16 protein-coding genes are annotated in these 20,492 nt (G+C 58.3%); 8 read left to right on the top strand and 8 right to left on the bottom strand.

Annotation, left to right across the window (positions count from 1 at the left end; genetic code table 11):
* Nucleotides 1-261 precede the first annotated feature (261 nt).
* The 3 genes from G7026_RS11055 to G7026_RS11045 are packed head-to-tail and all read right to left on the bottom strand — an operon-like array spanning nucleotide 262 to nucleotide 6,307.
* On the bottom strand, nucleotides 262-3,384 hold the full coding sequence (locus G7026_RS11055) for an efflux RND transporter permease subunit (protein ID WP_181070834.1): 3,123 nt from the start codon (nucleotides 3,382-3,384) through the stop codon (nucleotides 262-264).
* 2 nt (nucleotides 3,385-3,386) lie between these two features.
* A complete protein-coding gene (locus G7026_RS11050; RefSeq protein WP_181070833.1) occupies nucleotides 3,387-5,024 on the bottom strand; it encodes an efflux RND transporter periplasmic adaptor subunit in 1,638 nt (545 codons plus the stop codon).
* On the bottom strand, nucleotides 5,021-6,307 hold the full coding sequence (locus tag G7026_RS11045) for a TolC family protein (protein WP_181070832.1): 1,287 nt from the start codon (nucleotides 6,305-6,307) through the stop codon (nucleotides 5,021-5,023). The genes G7026_RS11050 and G7026_RS11045 overlap by 4 nt, the downstream gene beginning before the upstream one ends.
* A 499-nt stretch (nucleotides 6,308-6,806) precedes the next feature.
* Here G7026_RS11045 and G7026_RS11040 point away from each other — a divergent pair, with 499 nt between their 5' ends.
* The gene (locus G7026_RS11040; RefSeq protein WP_181070831.1) at nucleotides 6,807-7,136 is read left to right on the top strand and encodes a DUF2790 domain-containing protein; all 330 of its coding nucleotides are present in this window, start codon (nucleotides 6,807-6,809) and stop codon (nucleotides 7,134-7,136) included.
* 734 nt (nucleotides 7,137-7,870) lie between these two features.
* Here G7026_RS11040 and G7026_RS11035 read toward each other — a convergent pair.
* The 4 genes from G7026_RS11035 to G7026_RS11020 form a co-directional block, all read right to left on the bottom strand.
* Nucleotides 7,871-8,926, bottom strand: a complete 1,056-nt coding sequence (locus G7026_RS11035) for a copper resistance protein B (RefSeq protein ID WP_003280467.1) — start codon at nucleotides 8,924-8,926, stop codon at nucleotides 7,871-7,873.
* Nucleotides 8,916-9,224, bottom strand: coding sequence for a hypothetical protein (locus tag G7026_RS11030; RefSeq protein ID WP_181070830.1), 309 nt, complete (start codon nucleotides 9,222-9,224; stop codon nucleotides 8,916-8,918). The genes G7026_RS11035 and G7026_RS11030 overlap by 11 nt, the downstream gene beginning before the upstream one ends.
* 12 nt (nucleotides 9,225-9,236) lie before the next feature.
* Nucleotides 9,237-11,054, bottom strand: a complete 1,818-nt coding sequence (locus G7026_RS11025) for a copper resistance system multicopper oxidase (protein WP_003280464.1) — start codon at nucleotides 11,052-11,054, stop codon at nucleotides 9,237-9,239.
* A 185-nt stretch (nucleotides 11,055-11,239) separates the two neighbouring features.
* The gene (locus G7026_RS11020; RefSeq protein WP_003280462.1) at nucleotides 11,240-11,764 is read right to left on the bottom strand and encodes a cupredoxin domain-containing protein; all 525 of its coding nucleotides are present in this window, start codon (nucleotides 11,762-11,764) and stop codon (nucleotides 11,240-11,242) included.
* A gap of 362 nt (nucleotides 11,765-12,126) precedes the next feature.
* Here G7026_RS11020 and G7026_RS11015 point away from each other — a divergent pair, with 362 nt between their 5' ends.
* The 3 genes from G7026_RS11015 to G7026_RS11005 all read left to right on the top strand — a co-directional run bounded on the left by G7026_RS11015 (nucleotide 12,127) and on the right by G7026_RS11005 (nucleotide 14,692).
* Entirely contained in the window at nucleotides 12,127-12,804 is a 678-nt protein-coding gene (locus G7026_RS11015) for a heavy metal response regulator transcription factor (protein WP_102819553.1), read from the top strand.
* Nucleotides 12,801-14,207, top strand: coding sequence for a heavy metal sensor histidine kinase (locus G7026_RS11010; protein ID WP_219858403.1), 1,407 nt, complete (start codon nucleotides 12,801-12,803; stop codon nucleotides 14,205-14,207). Before G7026_RS11015 ends, G7026_RS11010 begins: the two co-directional genes overlap by 4 nt.
* Nucleotides 14,208-14,362: 155 nt before the next feature.
* Nucleotides 14,363-14,692, top strand: a complete 330-nt coding sequence (locus G7026_RS11005; protein WP_003280456.1) for a four-helix bundle copper-binding protein — start codon at nucleotides 14,363-14,365, stop codon at nucleotides 14,690-14,692.
* 67 nt (nucleotides 14,693-14,759) lie between these two features.
* Here the strand turns inward: G7026_RS11005 and G7026_RS11000 are convergent, their stop codons facing one another.
* Entirely contained in the window at nucleotides 14,760-15,062 is a 303-nt protein-coding gene (locus tag G7026_RS11000) for a hypothetical protein (RefSeq protein ID WP_181070829.1), read from the bottom strand.
* A 257-nt stretch (nucleotides 15,063-15,319) separates the two neighbouring features.
* Between G7026_RS11000 and G7026_RS10995 the strand changes: the two genes are divergently transcribed.
* The 4 genes from G7026_RS10995 to G7026_RS10980 all read left to right on the top strand — a co-directional run bounded on the left by G7026_RS10995 (nucleotide 15,320) and on the right by G7026_RS10980 (nucleotide 20,392).
* The gene (locus G7026_RS10995) at nucleotides 15,320-17,641 is read left to right on the top strand and encodes a heavy metal translocating P-type ATPase (protein WP_181070828.1); all 2,322 of its coding nucleotides are present in this window, start codon (nucleotides 15,320-15,322) and stop codon (nucleotides 17,639-17,641) included.
* 74 nt (nucleotides 17,642-17,715) lie between these two features.
* Nucleotides 17,716-17,988 carry a heavy-metal-associated domain-containing protein gene (locus tag G7026_RS10990; protein ID WP_003280450.1) on the top strand — a complete coding sequence of 91 codons (273 nt, stop codon included), beginning with the start codon at nucleotides 17,716-17,718 and terminating at the stop codon, nucleotides 17,986-17,988.
* A gap of 25 nt (nucleotides 17,989-18,013) precedes the next feature.
* Complete coding sequence (locus tag G7026_RS10985; RefSeq protein WP_181070827.1) at nucleotides 18,014-18,472, top strand: DUF411 domain-containing protein; 459 nt, start codon at nucleotides 18,014-18,016, stop codon at nucleotides 18,470-18,472.
* A 153-nt stretch (nucleotides 18,473-18,625) separates the two neighbouring features.
* On the top strand, nucleotides 18,626-20,392 hold the full coding sequence (locus G7026_RS10980) for a protein-disulfide reductase DsbD (RefSeq protein WP_177431828.1): 1,767 nt from the start codon (nucleotides 18,626-18,628) through the stop codon (nucleotides 20,390-20,392).
* Nucleotides 20,393-20,492: the final 100 nt, after the last annotated feature.

Raw genomic sequence — 20,492 nt, 5'->3', positions numbered from 1 at the left:
CCTCCACGGGCGGATGGTACTTTTTAGATGCTTTGTGGATTCACTTGTACTTCGAAAGCAGTCGCCAAGTTGCGCAGCTACCATTCCGCGCTCCAGCATGTCTCTAATGTGACTTGTAGGCAGTGCGAGGCCTCGCTCGCTGCTGCCCACATCCAGTTCTGAACCCAGCTGCACTCCTCGGGAATATCTTGTCTGCTCATTCGGCGCCCCAAAGGCCTGGGTGCTGCCTCCAAGCCTTCGGGTAAGCTGCGAATGAACGGTCTACCGAGAGGTCACAGCCAGCCTACGCTGCTTGACCAGCATGTAGATCGCCGGAATGACCACAAGCGTCAATACGGTGGAAGAAATCATCCCACCCACCATCGGCGCGGCAATGCGTCGCATCACCTCCGAGCCGGTACCGGTGCCCCACATGATCGGCAGCAGGCCGGCCATGATGGCCACTACCGTCATCATCTTCGGCCGTACTCGCTCGACTGCACCAGTTATGACTGCCTGGTAGAGATCAGCCACCGTTAACTGCTCGCCGGCTGCTTCCCGTTCGGCTCGGCGCTCGGCGAGCGCATGGTCAAGGTAGATGAGCATGATCACACCGGTCTCGGCAGCCACGCCAGCCAGGGCGATGAAGCCCACCACCACGGCCACCGAGAAGTTGTAGCCCAGCGCCCACATGAGCCAGATACCACCCACCAGCGAGAACGGCACCGAGAGCATGACGATCAGCGTCTCGGTAAGCCGGCGGAAATTCAGGTACAGCAGCAGGAAGATCAACACCAGGGTCAGCGGCACGACGATTTTTAGCCTCTCCGCCGCCCGCTCCATGTATTCGAACTGGCCGCTCCAGGTCACGTAGTAACCGGGTGGAAAGGTCACCTGATCATTGACCGCCTGCTGTGCCTCTCGCACATAGCTGCCGATGTCGCGGCCGCGAATATCGACATAGATATATGCTGAGAGCAGCGCGTTTTCGGTACGAATGCTGGGCGCGCCCTTGGAAACGCTGATATCGGTGAGCTGCCCGAGCGGAATTTGTGCGCCGCCCGGCGTGGGCACCAGCACCTCGGTGGCAATACGCTGCGGGTCGGAGCGCAGCTCCCGTGGGTAGCGAACGCTGACGCCGAATCGCTCGCGCCCTTCCACGGTCGTGGTCACAAGCTCGCCGCCCAACGCAGTGGCTATGACCATCTGCACCTCCCCCACCGTCAGGCCGTAGCGGGCCAGGGCATCGTAGTCGGGGGCAATATCAAGATAGAAGCCACCCGTGATGCGCTCGGCAAACGCGCTGGTTGTCCCGGGCACCGCCTGCACAACCGTCTCGATCTGGGTGGCCAGCCGCTCGATCCCGGCGAGGTCCATGCCAAACACCTTGATGCCAATGGGCGTTCGTATGCCGGTAGATAGCATGTCCAGGCGCCCCTGAATGGGCATGGTCCAGCTGTTGGCCACACCCGGAAACCGGAGCGCTTCATCCATCTCGGCGATGAGCTTATCCATCGTCATTCCCGGCCGCCAGTGCTCTTCCGGCTTGAGGTTGACCACCGTCTCGAACATTTCGATCGGGGCCGGGTCGGTGGCCGTGGCCGCGCGGCCCGCCTTGCCGAATACCGAGGCTACCTCGGGAAAGCTCTTGATGATCCGGTCCTGCACCTGCATGAGTTCCGCAGCCTTGGTGATGGACATGCCCGGGAGCGAGGCCGGCATGTACAGCAGCGTGCCTTCGTTGAGGCGCGGCATGAATTCGCTGCCAAGCTGGCGCGCCGGCAGGATGCTCACGCCCAAAACCACGAGCGCCACCACGATGGTTGTCACCTTCCATCGCAGCACGATATGGATGATCGGGCGATAAATCCAGATCAGGAAACGGTTCACCGGGTTCTTGTGCTCGGGGATGATCCGCCCGCGCACGAACAACAGCATCAGCACCGGCACCAGCGTCACCGAGAGTAACGCCGCACCCGCCATGGCGAAGGTCTTGGTGAAGGCGAGCGGCGAGAACATCCGTCCTTCCTGGGACTCCAGCGTGAACACCGGTAGGAAGGAAACGGTAATGATCAGCAGCGAGAAGAACAGCGCCGGCCCCACCTCGCGGCAGGCCTCGATGATGACCTGCGCCCTCGGCTTGTCCGCTGGCGCCCGCTCCAGGTGCTTGTGCGCGTTCTCGATCATCACGATGGCCGCGTCCACCATTGCGCCGATAGCGATGGCGATGCCGCCCAGGCTCATGATGTTGGAATTGAGCCCCAGCCAGCGCATGACGATGAAGGCGATCAGGATGCCCACCGGCAGCATGAGGATGGCCACCAGCGCACTGCGTACATGCAGAAGAAACACAATGCACACCAGCGCGACGATGATCGACTCTTCCAGCAGCGTGACCTTGAGATTGTCCACGGCGCGCTGGATAAGATCCGAACGGTCGTATACCGGCTCGATCTCGACACCTTCCGGCAGGCCGGGACGAATCTCCTCTATCTTGGCCTTCAGGTTGTCGATCACGTTCATGGCATTTTCGCCGTAGCGGGCGACGGCGATGCCGCCGACCACCTCGCCCTCCCCGTTGAGCTCGACCACGCCGCGACGCTCATCAGGGCCGAGCTCGACGCGCGCCACATCGCGCAGCAGAACCGGCACCCCGCCCGCGGCCTTGAGCACCAGTTTCTCGATGTCCGCTGCACCACGCAAATAGCCGCGACCGCGCACCATGTACTCGGTCTCGCTCATTTCCACGATGCGACCGCCCACGTCGGCATTGCTGGTGCGAATGACGTCGGAAATGCGGCTCAACGGGATGTCGTAGGCCTGCAGCTTCTGCGGATCGACGGTGACCTGGTACTGCTGGACGAAGCCGCCGATGCTGGCGATTTCGGACACACCCTCGGCCTTGGTGAGTTGATAGCGCACGAACCAGTCCTGCAGCGTGCGCAGCTCCGCAAGGGTATGCCGCGCACTGGTCAGCGCGTACTGGTAGACCCAGCCAACGCCGGTGGCGTCCGGCCCCAGCGCGGGGGTTACGCCGGCTGGAAGGCTCTTGGAGGCGAAATTCAGGTACTCAAGCACCCGCGAGCGCGCCCAGTAGATATCGGTGCCGTCCTCGAAAATCACATAAACGAAGGAGGCGCCAAAGAACGAGAAGCCCCGTACCACCTTGGAATTGGGTACCGAGAGCAGTGCGGTGGTGAGCGGGTAGGTAACCTGATCCTCTACCACCTGCGGCGCTTGCCCTGGAAACTCGGTGTAGACAATCACCTGCACGTCGGACAGATCCGGCAACGCGTCCAGCGGGGTTTTCACCACGGCGTAGACGCCGGCGCCGATAATGATCAACGTGGCGAGCAACACCAGGAACACGTTGCGAACCGACCATTCAATGATTCTGGAGAGCATGTTCAATGCCCTCCATGGGAATTGCTGTGGCTATCCGGCATGACGTGGCCGGAATGCGCGTCTGGCGTGGCGTGGTTTTCGTGGTCATGCACATCATCCGGCGAAGCATGAGTCTCGCTGCTCCCGTGACTGCCCCCATGATTGTCGTCGCTGCTTTCAGTGTGGCCAGCATGGCCGCTGTGTGCGTCGTCATCGGTCGGGGTGGCGGCATGGCCAGGACTTTCGTGGCTCCCATGATCATGGGCATCGGCTGCCGCCGACTTCGGGCTCATGCCGCTCAGCGCTGCCTTGAGGTTGCTCTCGGCATCGATCAGGAAGTTGGCCCGCGTGACCACGGACTCTCCCTCGCCCAGCCCTTCAAGCACTTCAAGAAAGCCGTCTGCCAGTCTGCCGGTAAGCAGTTCGCGCGGCTCGAAGCGACCCTCACCCAGGGCGACCAGTGCGACCTGCCGAGTGCCGCTGTCGATCACCGCCGAGTCGGGAACCGCGAGCACGGGTGTGCGCTCCCCAGCAGCCAGCTGGGCAGTGCCAAACATGGCCGGCTTGAGCAGGCCGTCGGGATTGGACAGCTCGATACGAACCTTTACAGTGCGGGTCTGCGGCGAGAGATCGGGGTAGATGAAGGTCACCTCGCCAGTGAAATGGCGGCCTGGATAGGCGCTGACCGTGAGCTGTACCGCTTGCCCCGGTTTTACCAACGCCAGGTCCTGCTCGAATACCTCAGCGATAAGCCAGACGGTATCGAGGTCCGCAATTCGGTAGAGAGCGTCCCCGGCCTGGAAGCGCATGCCTTCCAACGCCGGTTTGTCCAGTACGACCCCATCCACCGGAGCGGTGATCGTCAAGGTACGGCTGGTTTTGCCGGTACGGCGCAAGCGCTCAAGCTGTGCTTCGCCAATATCCCAGTTGCGTAGCCGCTGCATGGCAGATTCTGAGAGTGAGGCGACCCCCTGCCTGGCATTCGCACTGCCAGCCGCTAGGCGCTGTCGTCCAGCATTGGCGATCAAGAACTCCTGCTGCGCCGAGACCAACTCGGGGCTATAGACGTCTATCAACGGCTGGCCCTTACGGACCGGCTCACCGGTGGTGTTCACATGGAGCTTCTCAATCCATCCGTCGAACTTCGGCGCCAGGGTGTACTGGCCACGCTCGTCCACCTGCACCGTACCGACGGCACGCACCGTGCGCGTGAGCACGCGGCGCTCGACCGGCGAGGTCAACACACCCAGTAGCTGGATCTTCTCGGGACTGATGGTTACGGTACTTCCGGATTCCTCACCCTCGTAGACGGCGATGTAGTCCATGCCCATGGAGTCCTTCTTCGGCACTGGCGAGGTGTCCGGCAGGCCCATGGGATTACGGTAGTAGAGAACCTTGCGCTCGCCCCGCGCGCCAGCGGGCGCCTCGTTGGCATACACCGGGATGTAGTCCATCCCCATCGGGTCCTTCTTCGGCACCGGCGAGGTATCGGCCAGGCCCATGGGATTGCGGTAGTAGAGAGCCTTGCGCTCCTGTGGCGCGCTGCTACCGACGGCCGCTGAAGGTGCGGGCTTTTGCGCCATCATGTAACCGCCTGCAAACCCGGCGATTGCGGTGGCGAGGGCAAATGCGCCGGCGCCCAGAATCATGCTGCGTTTCATAGCTCTGCTCCGACAAGACGCTCCAGTTCCACCACCCGTACGCGCTGCTCCAGTTCATCCGAAAGGAGCGACAGCCGCAGTTGACGGATCTGTCGCTGGGCATCGAGCAAGGTGGCGAAATCGACGTTGCCGGTCTGATAGCTGGCGAGCGCCGATTGATAGGTGAGTTCCGCCTGCGGCAAGAGCGTTCTTTCGGTTAGCGCGTGCTGCCGAAAGGCTGTCTCCAACGCCGACCATGCTTCACCGACGCTACCGGCGAGGCGACTGTTGACCGCTTCGCGCCGCGCCTCTGCGGCATAGCGCATTGAGACGGCCTCGCGCTGCTCGGCGCTGCGGCGCCTGCCCCACAGTGGAACGTTCATCTCCAGCATCAATTCGAATTCTTCTGCGCGGTTGCCCATCTGCACAACGGCGGTGCCGACGGTGATATCCGGAATCCAGTTTCGATTCGCGAGCTCCTCGGCGCGCCGGGCTTCCTGAATCCGTGCATTGAGCTCGGCCACTTGAGGATTGCCGCCAAGGATTCTCGCCTGCAGCTCCGCCAGGGTAGGCACCGCGGCAGGCAGCGCGGACCAACCGGCAGGCGTCGCCAGCGGCGCGTTCGCCGGGCGGGCCAGAATACCGTTGAGCCGCGCCGCAGTACCGCGCCGGTCACGCTCCAGCGTTAGCAGCTCGCTCTGCAGGCTGCTGTGCTCGGTCTGCGCCTTGATCACGTCTTGTTGCGGTGCAAGCCCGACCCGGTAGCGCGCCTCGGCGATGCTCTCAAGCTCATCCACCAGGCTCCGCAACTCCTCGGTCACCTGGGTGGCGGCATGGGCGTACTGGTATTCGTTGAAGGCGAGTTTGACCAGGCTTCTGAGCTCGACCCGGCTCAGGCGCTCGCGCGCCACCGCCTGCTCTGCGCCCGCCTCGGCGATCTCGCGGGCAAGCCCTCGCTTGCCGCCCAGCGGAAAGGTCTGACGGAACGCGTAGCGTGTGCTGCCGACGCCGCTCGGCGAGAGGCTCGGGTCGTCACGGGCGATACCCATTTCTTCGAACGTGAGCATCGGATCAGGAAGCGAGCCGGCCACGTCGGGCCGCTCCCAGGCGGCCTGTCTCTCATACCCTGCAGCCCGCAGCTCAGGGCTCTGGCGTTCGAGCAGGTCGAGCAGCGGAGGCAAGGTGGCGCCAAATTCGGCTGACTCTGGTGCGGCTTGAACACTGCCGCTCAGAACAAGGCCCAGGGTGACAGCAGCCAGCAGCACTCGTTGGCTGCCAGGCAACGGTTGAACGATCCAGTTCATAGCTTCCCCTTTCTGCTATGCCGGCCCCTTTGATCGCAGCGCCGAAAGCCAAAACCTTTCCCAGCTTCGGCTAGGTCCACCAGGCTCTCTCTCATCGCGCAGAGCGAAAGGTGCACCAATGAGCCACTTCCTTTTCTCAAAATATTCATCAGATCTAGCTCCGTAGCACGCGGAGTCGGCACAAGGAAAAGCATGGGCTCGTTAGTGATCCGAGCCTCGAATTAAGAAGCGTTTTTTATTGCCTGGCTTTATTGCAGATCAGGCCTGTCATGCAGATGACCTGGACATTACATCGATGTCAGCTTTTTCAAAGCAATACTGATATGCCGAAAATCCAACACGGAGATCTGGCGCAACGAGACTTGCGTTCTTAAATATTAACTTTTTAAAAAACATTAGCCGGACAAACCAATCAATTACAACAATGTAATCCTGAAGTCATCCACCTGAAATCCCGCCGGACTTATAGTGCCAGCGACATTTTAATCAGGAGTTGAACATGAACACTGGCAGAATCATGGCCGCATTATCATTGATGACGGTAACTTCGCTGACCATGGCTGGAGGTAGTTCGGATAGCACTTATGGAGAAATGATTCGCGCAAACGAAAAGGCGATGCAGGAATACGCCATCTCCACCGGAAAGAATCCACCGAAAGTAGTGCACTATCGTTATGGAATGGAGCTAGACATTGCCAAAGTTATCCAAACCACACCAACTGACATAACTTGCAATGAGGTGATACCGGCACAGATGACTTACGAGGACTCCAAGGGCAACTTAAACACTCTTGAATATGATGTAATGGGAACTAACTGCCCGGGATAACACAAGGAGCGTTCAACTGTCGAGCGGCATGAAGGCCGCTCGCATATGATTACGCTATATACCTGAGAGATAACCCACCTATCGCTGAACTTTCAGCCGACTTTATGTATCGCATCCAACAATGCGGGGCGGGGCGTTGAAAGCTTTGATACCACTACCGGCGAGTGGTATCACGGCGGCTACCTGACCAGCGTCCCGCTGTATACATGCCAATCACCTTGTAGACATGCAAAACGCCGCCTACATCCATATCTAGCGTGCCAGACAGCGGCGATCCCGATGAAGTCAGTGCGCTTGGTGAGCCAGTGACCGATAACGGTAGAGCCTGATCTTGCTCAGCGCCCATTTCGGCAGCTTGCAGGAAAGCAACCATGCCTCAAATTTACTCGTCACTCATGCCTCAAACAGACATACCGGTGGCTTTGATCTGGTCAAGGCTGCCGGGTATAGCGTTTGGCACAGTTCAGTATCGACGAGCCTTGGTGCTAAGCGGCATCTAACGCATCTGAAGATGCGTTTACCAATGCGAACACGGATAAGCGATTTACTACTCAACTCCGGCACGTGGATGTTCCATGGGGGGCATCAATGGAACATTCGTGCGCCTTCGCGGGCGAAGCATGCACTACGGGGAATGGGCATCAAGAGCACCGACGTCGCCTCCGGCTAAAACTTCAGCGTTACCGACAGTGCCCTCTGCCTCCTAGCTTATAACTGTCTTCGTCCTCTCTGACTCAAAACCATACCCGGATGCCAGCGACAAAGCGCGCCTCTGAAACATCCCCGTCCTCCTCACGCACCAGGTCTGCAGTGTTGCCATAGGAGCGGCTCCAGGAAACACCGATATAGGGCGCGAACTGCCGGACGATTTCATAGCGCAGACGCAAACCAAGTTCGGTATTGGCCAGCCCCGACCCTACGCCTCGTTCTGGGTCGTTCTTACCGTAGAAGTTCACCTCGGCTGTCGGCTGAAGAATCAGCCGGTTGGTAAGCAAAATATCGTACTCACCCTCGAGGCGAGCTGCGGTCTGGCCATTCTCACCAATAAATGCGGTAGCTTCTGCTTCGAAAGCATAGAGCGCCAACCCCTGCGCGCCAAACGCCGCCCACGTCTGTGGTGAGTCCGGCTTAAAATCCTGGCGGACGCCAGCAACCACATCCCACCAGGGTCCGATCGAGCGCCCGTAAAGTAGCTGCAGTTCGGCATCCTCAGTAACGCCGTTGGTGCGCTCCCCCTCCGAGCGAAACCAGACCCGGTTGATATCGCCGCCAAGCCAGCCGGAGGCGTCCCAAGCAAGGGCGCTACCGTCATTCGCATCCTGATACTCAAGCTGATCAAGAAGAAAAAAGCCATTGATGGCGCTGTCATGTACCTGATGGCCGGGCAGCGGCGGAAACGCCGCCTTCCGGTCGGCGTCCGTAAGAACCGGAATGGGCGTACGACTGGTCGCTCTCGCAACGTCAGCGGAGCCATGGTTCATCTTGGAATGATCCATGGCGCTATGATCCATCTCACCCATTTGCCCTTGCATGGCGCCGTGATCCATCTTGCTGTGATCAGCCGCAGGAGTCTGGTTCTGCGACGTTCGCACCCTGGTTGGCTGGCTATGATCCATGCCTCCCATTGCGCTCGGTGCAGAGCCATGATTCATCTGGCTATGGTCCATGGGCATGGAGCCATGGACCATCGCGGAATGGTCCATTTCAGCAGCTGCGGTGAAACCACCGCTGAGGGCGCTCAGCGATACAGCCAGCGCTATGAACGAAGGACGCGTGATCCTAGTGGTCATGGTTCGAACCTGCCTCGGCTTTGCCGCCATGCCCACCCATCATTTTTTTATGATCCATCCCATCATGATTCATGGAACCGTGATCCATAGCGCCATGGTCCATTTGCTTCATCTGGGATGTCTTTTCTTGCGACGCAGGAGCCGCTTTGCCACCAGCACCCTTGTGCGTTTCAGCCGAGTGCTGGACATGCTCGTTGTGATCTTGATTTGCCATCGAGGTAGGGACGTACAAGGTGGCTATCAGGCTCAGCACGGCGACACCACCAAACAGCGCTTTTCGTTTCAGCAAATTGCTCATTGAATCTCTCCTCTACTCGTCCACACGAACTTCACGGAACATGCCCATTTCCATGTGAAGCAACAGGTGGCAGTGGTAAGCCCAACGCCCCAATGCATCGGCCGTCACGCGATAACTACGTTTCGAGCCCGGCGGGATGTCGATGGTGTGTTTGCGCACCAGAAAGTTGCCGTTCTCGTCTTCAAGATCACTCCACATGCCATGCAGGTGAATTGGGTGGGTCATCATCGTGTCGTTGACCAAAGTGATACGAACACGCTCGCCATACTTGAGTCGCAGCGGTTCAGCATCAGAGAACTTGATACCGTCGAACGACCAAGAAAACTTCTCCATGTGCCCGGTGAGGTGCAGTTCAATGGTGCGGCTCGGATCGCGGCCGTCCGGATCGAGGAAGGTGCTGCGAAGATCAGAGTAAGTGAGGACTTGACGCCCGTTGTCACGCAGGCCGATTCCCGGGTCGCTCAGATTTGGCGCCGGCGTCATGGTCTGCATGTCAACTAAAGGGTTATTGGTTTCGGAAGCCGGGTGCGACTGCATCGTGCCATGGTCCATCCCCGCCATTTGGCTGTGATCCATACCGGACATGCTGCCATGGCTCATGCCTGCCATTTGGCTGTGGTCCATGCCTGCCATCTTGCTGTGATCCATACCGGCCATAGAGGCCATCCCGCTCTGCATAGAGCCATGCTCCATGCCATCCATGCTGCCGTGATCCATGCCCATGTCGGCCATTGAGATAAGCGGACGAGGGTCGACCTCTGGGACAGGCGCGCTCAGCCCTTCGCGAACCGCCAAGGTGCCCCTGGAATAGCCGGTACGATCCATGGATTGCGCGAAGATGGTGTAAGCCTGCTCGTTTTCGGGTTCGACGATGACGTCGTAGGTTTCGGCCACGGCGATGCGGAACTCATCGACACTGACCGGTTTGACGTACTGTCCATCAGCCGCAACCACCGTCATCTTCAGACCAGGAATACGAACATCGAAGTAGGTCATGGCTGCAGCATTAATGAAACGCAGCCGAATTTTTTCGCCCGGCTTGAAGATGCCCGTCCAGTTGCCGTCCGGCGCCTGGCCGTTCATGAGGTAGGTGTATGTGTAGCCACTGACGTCGGCGAGATCCGTAGGGCTCATCTTCATCTCGGCCCACATCTTGCGGTCGGCAATAGCAGCGGACCATCCCATCTCGCTCACGTCATCAATGAAGTCACCGACGGTGCGTTTGTGATAGTTGTAATAGTCCGATTGCTTCTTCAACTTTGCCAGGACCCGATCCGGATTCTCGTCGGTCCAGTCGCTCAACAGCACCACGTAGTCACGATCGTAGCTGAAAGGTTCGGGATCTTTCGCATCGATCACCAAGGCACCATAGACTCCGGCCTGCTCTTGGAGGCCCGAATGGCTGTGGTACCAATAGGTACCATTCTGGTTGACATCAAATTTGTACTCGTACATGCCGTCCGGAGCGATGCCATGGAAGCTCAAGCCAGGCACACCGTCCATGTTGGCCGGCAGGATAATGCCGTGCCAGTGAATGGACGTATCCTCATGCAAACGATTGCGAACCCGAAGAGTGACCGTATCTCCTTCCCGCCAGCGCAGGATCGGCCCTGGAAGTGAACCATTGATAGTCATTGCGGTGCGGGCCGCGCCCGTTATGTTTACTGGAATCTCACCAATGAACAGATCAAAGTCGTTACCGGTCAGCACGTTAGCTTGTCCTGGGCTAGTGACCGCCCAAACCGGCACGCGCCACATGCCCAGGCCACCAAGTATTCCAGTTGCGGCTAACCCTTTGATGAAAGTTCGCCTTGTGGGTTTTCTATGCATATTTCTTCATCCAATTATTAGATGAGCTGGTAGTTCATAATCCAGCCTCGGGCTTGTAGCGCCCTGATGGACATTTAAAGCACGCAGTAACTCAAACAACTTGCTGATCAGTCCTGATAAGCGAACTTACAAGATAGCAACCATGCTCCACTCATTAAGCGGGGCAGTACTTTTACGTTAGGCGCTTAACGTATCTCTACCTTGCCGACCATTCCCGCTTGATAGTGTCCCGGAATATTGCAAGCAAACTCCAGATTCTTGGTTTTCGAGAACGTCCAGATCAACTCTTCGCGGGCGCCGGGTTCGATCAGAACACTGTTCGGATCATCGTGTGTCATCCCGCCATCCATTTCACCTTCCATATGGCTCATATCATGAGCACCAGTCGGGGTAAGCATGCCGCTGCGAAACATCGCAATCATTTCTTGCTCGTGCGCGGCATGGGTGGCCGAGTAGCCGAGGTTGAATTCATGAAGCAGGGCTCCATCGTTATGCAACACAAAACGGACAGTCTCACCTGCCTTTACTTCAATCGTCTCAAGCGCAAAGACGTTATCGCTCATTCGTACCTCAATGGTGCGATCTACCGCCTGCGCGTCTCCTGGTTGCCCAAAGTCGAGCGCATGACTATGGCCGGGGGCGGCCATTGCAGCAGTAGCGCTGAAGACCAAACCAAGTGCGGAAAAAAGGGAAAGAGAATAAATTTTCATTGGCTGGAGCTCATTCAAGTTATTGAGGAGTACCCAAGAGTAGGACGACTGACCTGCCGGCTGGCTTACCCTGAAATTACATTTGTGTAACCTTCAGCATGCCTCTTCGCCAAAAGCCGCAGGCAGAAAAAAGGCGCCCGAAGGCGCCAATAGGCCAAGGAGCAATGTGGAGGCCTGGAAAAATTTACTCGCCATAACGCCGTTCGGAGCCTCACTGCATCGTGAGCACAACAGATACCCTGCAAACTCTAGACACCCTGTTCTGTCAGCCACCTGAAGCGGACGTTACATTTTTGTAAGCTTCTGGTTGAGGGCCCTAATTGCCTGCACACTCAAGCTGTCGAGTTTCGGAGTCTGTACGCATGAAATTACTGGTAGCTGAAGACGAACCCAAAACCGGGGCGTATCTGCAACAAGGCCTGACTGAAGCCGGATTCAACGTTGACCGGGTCATGACGGGTACAGATGCGCTTCAGTACGCGCTGAGTGAAACCTACGACCTTCTGATCCTGGACGTCATGATGCCAGGGCTGGATGGGTGGGAGGTGCTGCGTATGGTCAGAGCAGCAGGGAAAGACGTACCGGTATTGTTCCTGACAGCACGTGATGGTGTAGAAGACCGCGTCAAGGGTCTTGAGCTCGGCGCGGACGACTACTTGATCAAGCCGTTTGCTTTCTCCGAGCTTCTAGCAAGAGTCAGGACCTTGCTTCGCAGGGGCAGTGGCTCCCCTGCCCAGACCACCCTAAAAATTTCGGATCTCGAAGTGGATCTGCTGAAGCGCCGAGCCATTCGTGCCGGAAAGCGTATCGATCTGACCGCAAAGGAATTTGCGCTGCTGGAATTATTGATGCGCCGGCGCGGCGAAGTACTGCCGAAATCCCTGATTGCCTCTCAGGTATGGGATATGAACTTCGACAGCGACACCAATGTCATCGAGGTCGCGGTACGCCGTCTGCGCGCAAAAATAGACGACGACTTCGAGCCCAAGCTGATTCAGACCGTGCGCGGCATGGGATATATGATGGATGCGCCGGAATGAGCGTGCGCCACCTTTCGCTGACGGCCCGCATGAGCCTGATGTTCATGTCTGTAGTGGTCGTGGTTCTGACGATGGCCGGCCTGAGTTTTAACGTGCTCAGCCAGCATCACTTCGAAGTGCTGGATCGACAGGCCCTGGTCGAGAAGCTCGAATCGACCCGGCACATCCTCAATAACGCACGCAGCGATGCAAGCCTCACCGAGGAACTGCCGCAGTTACGAGCCCTGCTCGGTGCCCATCATGATCTGGCGGCCACCATCCTGAGCGGTGATGGCAGGGTACTTTTTTCCGACCCCAAGGCTGCCGATGTCCCGGAAAGCTTCAGGCATGCGGAAGAGCAAAGCATGTGGGAATGGCAGAATGCAGGACACCTGTATCGAGGGATGACTGCGCAAATTTCCGTGGCAGACAAGTCCGAACCCCTCACAGCTCTGTTGATTCTCGATGTCACGAGCCATGCGCACTTCTTCGAGACCTTGCAGCGATGGTTCATTGCCGGGCTAGTAATCAGCGCCCTGATCAGTGCCGCTCTAGGCTGGGTCGTTGTTCGAAGCGGGTTAAGACCTCTTCGGCAAGTGACCCACCTCGCAACATCAATGTCAGCCCGGTCGTTACAGGAGCGAATTCCGCTAGAGCCAGTACCACTAGAGCTGCAGCAGCTCGTTCTGTCCTTCAATGCGATGCTGGGCCGCCTGGAAGATGCCTTCGTACGGCTGTCCAATTTCTCGGCTGACATCGCCCATGAACTGCGAACCCCTGTCAGCAATCTGATGACCCACACCGAGGTAGTGCTCACCCGAAAGCGGGACCTCGATGCTTACGAGGATAACCTCTACTCCAATCTGGAAGAATTTAAGCGAATGTCACGCATGATTGATGACATGCTTTTTCTAGCAAAATCTGACAACGGATTGATAATTCCAGAACAAAGCACTATCGAACTTTCGAGATTAGTTTCCAAGCTGCTTGAGTATTACCACCTATTGGCCGAAGAGCGCGGTATACACCTCTCAGCTTCAGGTAGAGGCGAGGTGCTGGGAGATAAGTTGATGCTCAATAGAGCGCTCTCCAACTTGTTATCCAATGCGCTGCGCTATACCCCGACCGGGGAAAACATCTCTGTAACGATTCGTGAGACGGAAGAGACGGTCATTCTTAGCGTCGAGAATCCCGGCGGGACGATCAAACCAGAACATCTGGAAAAACTTTTCCATCGTTTCTATCGGGTCGATCCAGCACGGCGTGAGGGCAACCCAAGCAACGCTGGCCTCGGTTTGGCAATCACTAGATCCATCGTTGAAGCCCATAACGGGAGAATCTGGTGTACCTCTGCAGGTGGCGTAACGGCCTTTTATATGGAGTTCCCCGGCAAGCCGCATAGCAGCAAAGGCAATCACCTTTGATATCAAGCAGCTACAGCGAACCAATAGCCTTACAATATTGTAATGTAAGTCATCGAAACAGAAGGACTCTAAGCCTGTCGTATTGAATGGACCTAGCTGATGATTGCCGCGACCGGCGTAAGGTTCAAAGCTAACCATGAACTTCAGGAGGACATATGGACAACAAAATATTCGATAACTGTATTCAAGCTTGCTCTAACTGCGCCCTCGTGTGCGAAAAATGCGCATCTGCCTGTCTACGTGAAGAAAACGTCCAGGCGATGGCTCGTTGCATTGAACTCGACAGGGATTGTGCTGACGTGTGCGCTCTGGCAGCCAGACTTATGAGTCGCCAGAGCCAGCTATCCAAAGAATTATGCGCACTGTGTGCAAAGATCTGCCGGGCCTGCGGCGAAGAGTGCGCCAAGCATCAGATGGATCATTGCCAGGAATGCGCAAAGGCTTGCATGAAGTGTGCTGAAGAATGTGAACGCATGGCTGCGTAGTCGAACTTGCTGCCTTTGCCAGGGCAATCTCAAGCCTTGGCAAAGACAGCAATTAGCCCTTAAAAAATCAGCCGTTATTGATGCCAACCGGCACGCCTCGGTATTCTACAGTATGAATGACGCCATCGGGGGTGCGAATCTTTATTTCATATGGCCGTACACGACCATCAGAGCGACCCATAACTCTCTTGCCCTTATAATCCACGCTTAAAACCTTACCATCCTTAAGAAGTTTATTTAGAACCTGCTTGCCATCAGCCGCCGAATAATCATGTCGCATCTGCGATTCATGGCCACCTTCAGTCGCTATCGCCAAAGAGGCAGCCATAGTTAGAGCGAGAACAGTGAGTGTTTTTTGCAGGCCTTGCATGATTAATACCTCTAGGTAGTTGATGCCTGTAGCTTAAAGGCACCACCCTTACGGCATGATGATTCGATTATTACAACTTCGTAATTCAACTAATTACTTATATAGGGCCATGTGCTGGCGGCATGCACGGATACCCGAGAGCGAAAACCCGCTATAGCTTACATAAATGTAATGTTTAGGTCAGGCCACTGTCAGCCGCTCGCGGGTACTCTATATAAAATATCTTCGAGTGCGCGCAGGGTTTAACAGGAGCGGTAATGTCTCAGGCCAATCAGCCACATCCCACACTTCAGACCCCATCGGATCGTGACCCTGTTTGTGGCATGACGGTCAAATCCGACAGTCCGCACCAGACCAGCCACGCCGGCCAACAACTGCTCTTCTGCAGCCAACGCTGTCTGGAAAAATTCAATGCCGAGCCAAGCAGATATTTGGATGCTGGGGATGCTCACGGCGAGACGCCGACCGTCGATCACGGCGCCGAATACACCTGCCCGATGCACCCGGAAATACTGCAGATCGGCCCAGGCACATGCCCCAAATGCGGCATGGCCCTGGAGCCGGTCATGCCCGAACTGGAAGAAGAGGACAACCCGGAGCTCAGAGACTTTTCTCGACGCTTCTGGTGGACGTTGCCGTTGACCGTGATTGTCACTGTATTGGCAATGGGTGAGCACGCTATCTCGCTGTTTCACGGCGCCACGCAGAACTGGGTCGAACTGGCGCTAGCCACCCCGGTGGCGCTCTGGGCCGGCTGGCCCTTCTACGTGCGCTGCGTGCAATCGTTCATCAACCGCAGCCCGAACATGTGGACGCTGATCGGCCTCGGAACCTCCGCCGCCTACCTGTACAGCCTGATCGCCACCCTGGCGCCCGGCGTATTCCCCGACCACTTCATGCAGGGTGAACGCATCGGCGTGTACTTCGAGGCGGCAGCGGTAATCATCTCGCTGACTCTGCTCGGCCAAATCCTGGAACTCAAGGCGCGCTCGCAGACCTCGGCGGCAATCAGATCGCTGCTCGGTCTGGCGCCCAAGACCGCCCGGCGTATCAACGCCGATGGCAGCGAAGAGGACATACCCCTCACCCACGTGCACAGCGGCGACAAGCTGCGGGTGCGCCCAGGCGAAAAAGTGCCGGTTGATGGCATGGTGGTGGAAGGCGAAAGCGCGGTGGACGAGTCGATGCTGACCGGCGAGCCGGTGCCGATCATGAAACGCGTCGGTGATAGCCTGATCGGCGCTACCCTCAACAGCCACGGCAGCTTGGTGATGCAGGCACAAAAGGTCGGCAGCTCGACCGTGCTTGCGCAGATCGTGCAGATGGTAGCCCAAGCGCAGCGCTCCAAGGCGCCAATGCAGCGGCTGGCCGACGTCATTGCCGGGCGTTTCGTGCTGGCGGTCATCGCCATCGCTGCTCTGACCTTTGTCGTATGGGGCCTGTGGGGGCCGGAACCGAGCTGGGTGTTCGGTCTGATCAACGCAGTCGCGGTACTGATCATTGCCTGCCCCTGCGCCCTGGGCCTGGCCACGCCGATGTCGGTGATGGTCGCCACCGGCAAAGCGGCCGGCAGCGGCGTGCTGTTCCGCGATGCTGCCGCGATAGAAAACCTGCGCAAGATCGACACTCTGATCGTCGATAAGACCGGCACCCTCACCGAAGGCCGCCCTGCTTTCCACAGCGTCGAGGCGGCGCCCGGCTTCACGCGGGACGAGGTGCTGCGACTGGCCGCCAGCCTGGATCAGGGCAGCGAACATCCCCTGGCACACGCCATCGTCGATCATGCCCGTGCCCAGGGCCTTGCGCTGAGCACGCCTGAAACCTTCGAATCGGCCTCCGGCATCGGCGTGCGTGGCAAGGTTGACGGCCGCGACTTGCAGTTGGGCAACACCGCGCTGATGAATGATGCCGGCGTGGATGCCAGCCCGCTCAAGGGGCATGCCGAACAGCTGCGCGGCGAAGGCGTGAGCATCATGTTCCTGGCCGTGGACAACGTACTGGCCGGTCTGCTGGCGGTTTCCGACCCGATCAAACCGACCTCAAAACTGGCGATCCAGCGCCTGCAGGCAGACGGCATACGGGTGATCATGGCCACCGGCGATGGCCTGACGACTGCCCGTGCCGTAGCCCGCGAACTGGGTATCGAGGAGGTGCACGGCGAGGTCAAGCCGCAGGACAAGGAACGCCTGACCGCCTCGCTGCAACAGCAAGGGCACCGCGTGGCCATGGCCGGCGACGGCATCAACGACGCCCCGGCCCTGGCGCGCGCCGATATCGGCATTGCCATGGGCACCGGCACCGATGTGGCGATGAACAGCGCCCAGGTCACGCTGGTCAAGGGCGACCTGCTCGGCATCCTGCGCGCGCGCAGCCTGTCGGTGGCCACCGTGCGCAACATGCACCAGAACCTGACCTTCGCCTTTCTTTACAACGCTCTGGGCATTCCTTTGGCAGCCGGCCTGCTCTACCCGCTGACCGGCCTCCTGCTGTCACCAATAATCGCAGCGCTGGCGATGAGCATGAGCTCCGCTTCGGTGGTGTTCAACGCCTTGAGACTGCGCAAGGTATCAATCGACTGAAACTCTTGACCTTGCCACCTTGGCAAGGTTGAGAATTGCCTCAACCCCAGCAGCAACCTCGCAAGGAGATTGTCATGAGCACCGTTGAATTGAGTGTCAAAGGCATGAGCTGCGGCTCATGCGTCCTGCATGTCACCGAGGCGCTCAACGCAGTTGAAGGCGTCACCGAGGTCGACGTCGATCTGCAAGCGGCCAGTGTGCGGGTCAGCGCTGAGTGCGACAGCGATGTGCTTGTCGCCGCCCTGGGTGATGCTGGATACCCCGCCCAACTGAGCAGTCCGGCGGCCTCATCGAGCCCCGCCAGGAAAACCGGATGCGGTGGCAGCGGTGGCTGCTGTTGCAAGTGAGCAAACCATTGGAAACAGGTTTTTTATGTCCAGAACACTGACTACCGCGGCGCTCGCCGCCCTGCTGCTAAGTGGCGCCGCCCAGGCCGCGCAACCCCTGATCATTGATGTGCACCGCGACGCCAACTGTGGATGCTGCAAGGACTGGATTACCTACCTGGAGAACAACGGCTTCGAAGTCCGCGACCACGTCGAACGCAACATGAACACAGTCAAGCAAGACCTCGGCGTGAAACCGCGTCTGGCTTCCTGCCATACAGGCGTGATCGATGGAAAGTTCGTTGAAGGTCACGTGCCCGTGGCGCAGATCCTGGAGCTTCGCAAGCGCCCTGACCTGCTGGGCATCGCCGTGCCAGGCATGCCGGCTGGCTCACCAGGCATGGAGTATGGCGACGTCAAACACCCGTACCAGGTGATCGGGATAACCCGCACTGGCCGAGAAAAGGTCATTGCCAATTATCCGCTGGAACAAGCCCCGCATTAATAGCGACTCGCCGGGCGGGCTGGTACTGGCTGGCATCCTGCGATGCACTGAATCGCAGCGGAGGCCATCCCCCCCAGCCCGCACTTCAAAAATCCCGGCTCCGTTAACAAGCTGAAATAGACCTCCTTTTCGTTATTAGCCCGCGAGATGGTCATGTCCCGCCTCCTGCCGTATCTGCTGCTGCTACTGCTTGCCTTGCCAGCCAACGCCGAGATATTTGATTCTTCGCGTCCTCAGTCGGCTCTGTTCGGCACTCCGCTGAACAACAGCCAGGATTTCCTTCCGGTAGACAAAGCCTTCCGCCTCGACCTGTTGGAAACCGGTAAGGACAGTGTCCGCCTGCGCTTCATAAATGCCGAGGGTTATTACCTCTATAAACATCGCTTCGCATTCACCAGTGACCACCCGCAAGTGTCAATCGGCACGCCGCAATGGCCCGCGGCCGAACCGAAAACCGATGAATTTTTCGGCGATGTCGAGGTGTTCTACGGCGTTACCGACTTGCTGCTACCCGTTAATAACCTCCTGAACACACCGTTCACCTTACAAGTGAGCTATCAGGGCTGCGCTGATCTGGGGCTGTGCTATCCGCCAGAGATTCGCAGCTTCGAGGTAGGTGATCCCTCCCTCATTGCAGCCGTGCAACAAGGGGTCGCCATTGACTGGCGTAGTCTGGCGCTGTTCTTCCTGGCTGGCTTGGGCCTGACTTTCACACCCTGCGTGCTGCCGATGCTGCCAATTCTGTCTGGCGTGGTATTACGCGGACAACTCGGCGGAATGCGTGGATTACGCCTATCGCTTGCCTACGTACTCCCCATGGCTGCCAGCTTCGCCCTGCTTGGTGCGCTAATGGGCATGTTCGGCGCTGGCCTCAACCTACAAGCGCGCCTGCAGTCACCGTGGCTGTTGGTGCCCTTTGCGATGTTCTTCACTGTTTTCGCCCTGGCCATGTTCGGCGTATTCGAGTTGCGCATGCCGCGCTTGATCACCGAACGACTGGATCGCCTGGCCGGCCAAACCCGCGGGGGTTCAATGTTGGGCGCCGCCACGCTCGGCGTACTGTCGAGCCTGCTGGTTTCGCCCTGTGTGACTGCCCCTCTGGTCGGCGCACTGCTCTACATCAGCACCACCGGCGACGCACTGGGTGGCGGCCTTAAGCTGTTTGCCCTCGGGTTGGGCATGGGCGCGCCGCTGGTATTGTTCGCCATCGGCGGCGGAGCATTGCTACCCAAGTCTGGTACCTGGATGGTCGGTGTGCGCAAAGCCTTCGGCGTGATGCTGCTGGCTGTCTCTGTATGGCTGCTGGAACGCGTGCTACCCGCTCCAGTGACTTTGGCCTTGTGGGGCCTTTTGGCAGTTGGCAGCGCGATTTGGCTCGGTGCATTGGAGTTCACCCTCAAGTCCGGCCGGCAAAGGCTCGCCCAACTACTCGGTGTGGCACTACTGGTCTACGGTGTCAGCGCCTGGCTCGGCGCTTTGCAAGGTCAATCCGATCCGCTGCGACCGCTGGGTCAGCTGGACGCCAATGCCGTACTTCCGACCGGCGCTAACGCCGGCTGGCAGACTGTGGATACACCAGCAGCTCTGGATGCCGCTCTGCTGTCAGCGAAAGATGCCGACCAACCACTGCTATTGGACTGGTACGCCGACTGGTGCATCAGTTGCAAGGTAATTGAACGAGAAGTGCTGGCAGCGCCCGCCGTGCGTGAGCAACTAACCGGTTACCGACTGGTGCGCTTCGACATAACGCGTAGCGATGCCGAGCAACGCACCCTGCTTGACCGCTACCAGCTGTTCGGCCCACCGGCACTGCAGTTATTCGCTCCCAATGGCGAAGAATGGCAAGATCTCCGCACTGTTGGCGAAACCGACGCTGAGAGTTTCGTCAAACGCCTGCGCCAAGCCAACGGCCGAAACTAGATTAGCCCCCTCCACTTCTGGAGGGGCGTGTTCTACCCCTGGCTAGCCAGCAAGCTAACGGAAATGCAATCGCCGCTACAGCCTACTGTCATCAGAGCAG

Source organism: Stutzerimonas azotifigens, from assembly GCF_013522725.1.
Taxonomy (GTDB): domain Bacteria; phylum Pseudomonadota; class Gammaproteobacteria; order Pseudomonadales; family Pseudomonadaceae; genus Stutzerimonas; species Stutzerimonas azotifigens_A.
This window is presented reverse-complemented; position numbering and strand designations above follow the sequence as displayed.

Bases quoted from the DNA above. Each gene is read 5' to 3' on its own strand.
- G7026_RS11055 (WP_181070834.1), bottom strand. From the start codon at position 3,384: ATGCTCTCCAGAATCATTGAATGGTCGGTTCGCAACGTGTTCCTGGTG.
- G7026_RS11050 (WP_181070833.1), bottom strand. From the start codon at position 5,024: ATGAAACGCAGCATGATTCTGGGCGCCGGCGCATTTGCCCTCGCCACC.
- G7026_RS11045 (WP_181070832.1), bottom strand. From the start codon at position 6,307: ATGAACTGGATCGTTCAACCGTTGCCTGGCAGCCAACGAGTGCTGCTG.
- G7026_RS11040 (WP_181070831.1), top strand. From the start codon at position 6,807: ATGAACACTGGCAGAATCATGGCCGCATTATCATTGATGACGGTAACT.
- G7026_RS11035 (WP_003280467.1), bottom strand. From the start codon at position 8,926: ATGACCACTAGGATCACGCGTCCTTCGTTCATAGCGCTGGCTGTATCG.
- G7026_RS11030 (WP_181070830.1), bottom strand. From the start codon at position 9,224: ATGAGCAATTTGCTGAAACGAAAAGCGCTGTTTGGTGGTGTCGCCGTG.
- G7026_RS11025 (WP_003280464.1), bottom strand. From the start codon at position 11,054: ATGCATAGAAAACCCACAAGGCGAACTTTCATCAAAGGGTTAGCCGCA.
- G7026_RS11020 (WP_003280462.1), bottom strand. From the start codon at position 11,764: ATGAAAATTTATTCTCTTTCCCTTTTTTCCGCACTTGGTTTGGTCTTC.
- G7026_RS11015 (WP_102819553.1), top strand. From the start codon at position 12,127: ATGAAATTACTGGTAGCTGAAGACGAACCCAAAACCGGGGCGTATCTG.
- G7026_RS11010 (WP_219858403.1), top strand. From the start codon at position 12,801: ATGAGCGTGCGCCACCTTTCGCTGACGGCCCGCATGAGCCTGATGTTC.
- G7026_RS11005 (WP_003280456.1), top strand. From the start codon at position 14,363: ATGGACAACAAAATATTCGATAACTGTATTCAAGCTTGCTCTAACTGC.
- G7026_RS11000 (WP_181070829.1), bottom strand. From the start codon at position 15,062: ATGCAAGGCCTGCAAAAAACACTCACTGTTCTCGCTCTAACTATGGCT.
- G7026_RS10995 (WP_181070828.1), top strand. From the start codon at position 15,320: ATGTCTCAGGCCAATCAGCCACATCCCACACTTCAGACCCCATCGGAT.
- G7026_RS10990 (WP_003280450.1), top strand. From the start codon at position 17,716: ATGAGCACCGTTGAATTGAGTGTCAAAGGCATGAGCTGCGGCTCATGC.
- G7026_RS10985 (WP_181070827.1), top strand. From the start codon at position 18,014: ATGTCCAGAACACTGACTACCGCGGCGCTCGCCGCCCTGCTGCTAAGT.
- G7026_RS10980 (WP_177431828.1), top strand. From the start codon at position 18,626: ATGTCCCGCCTCCTGCCGTATCTGCTGCTGCTACTGCTTGCCTTGCCA.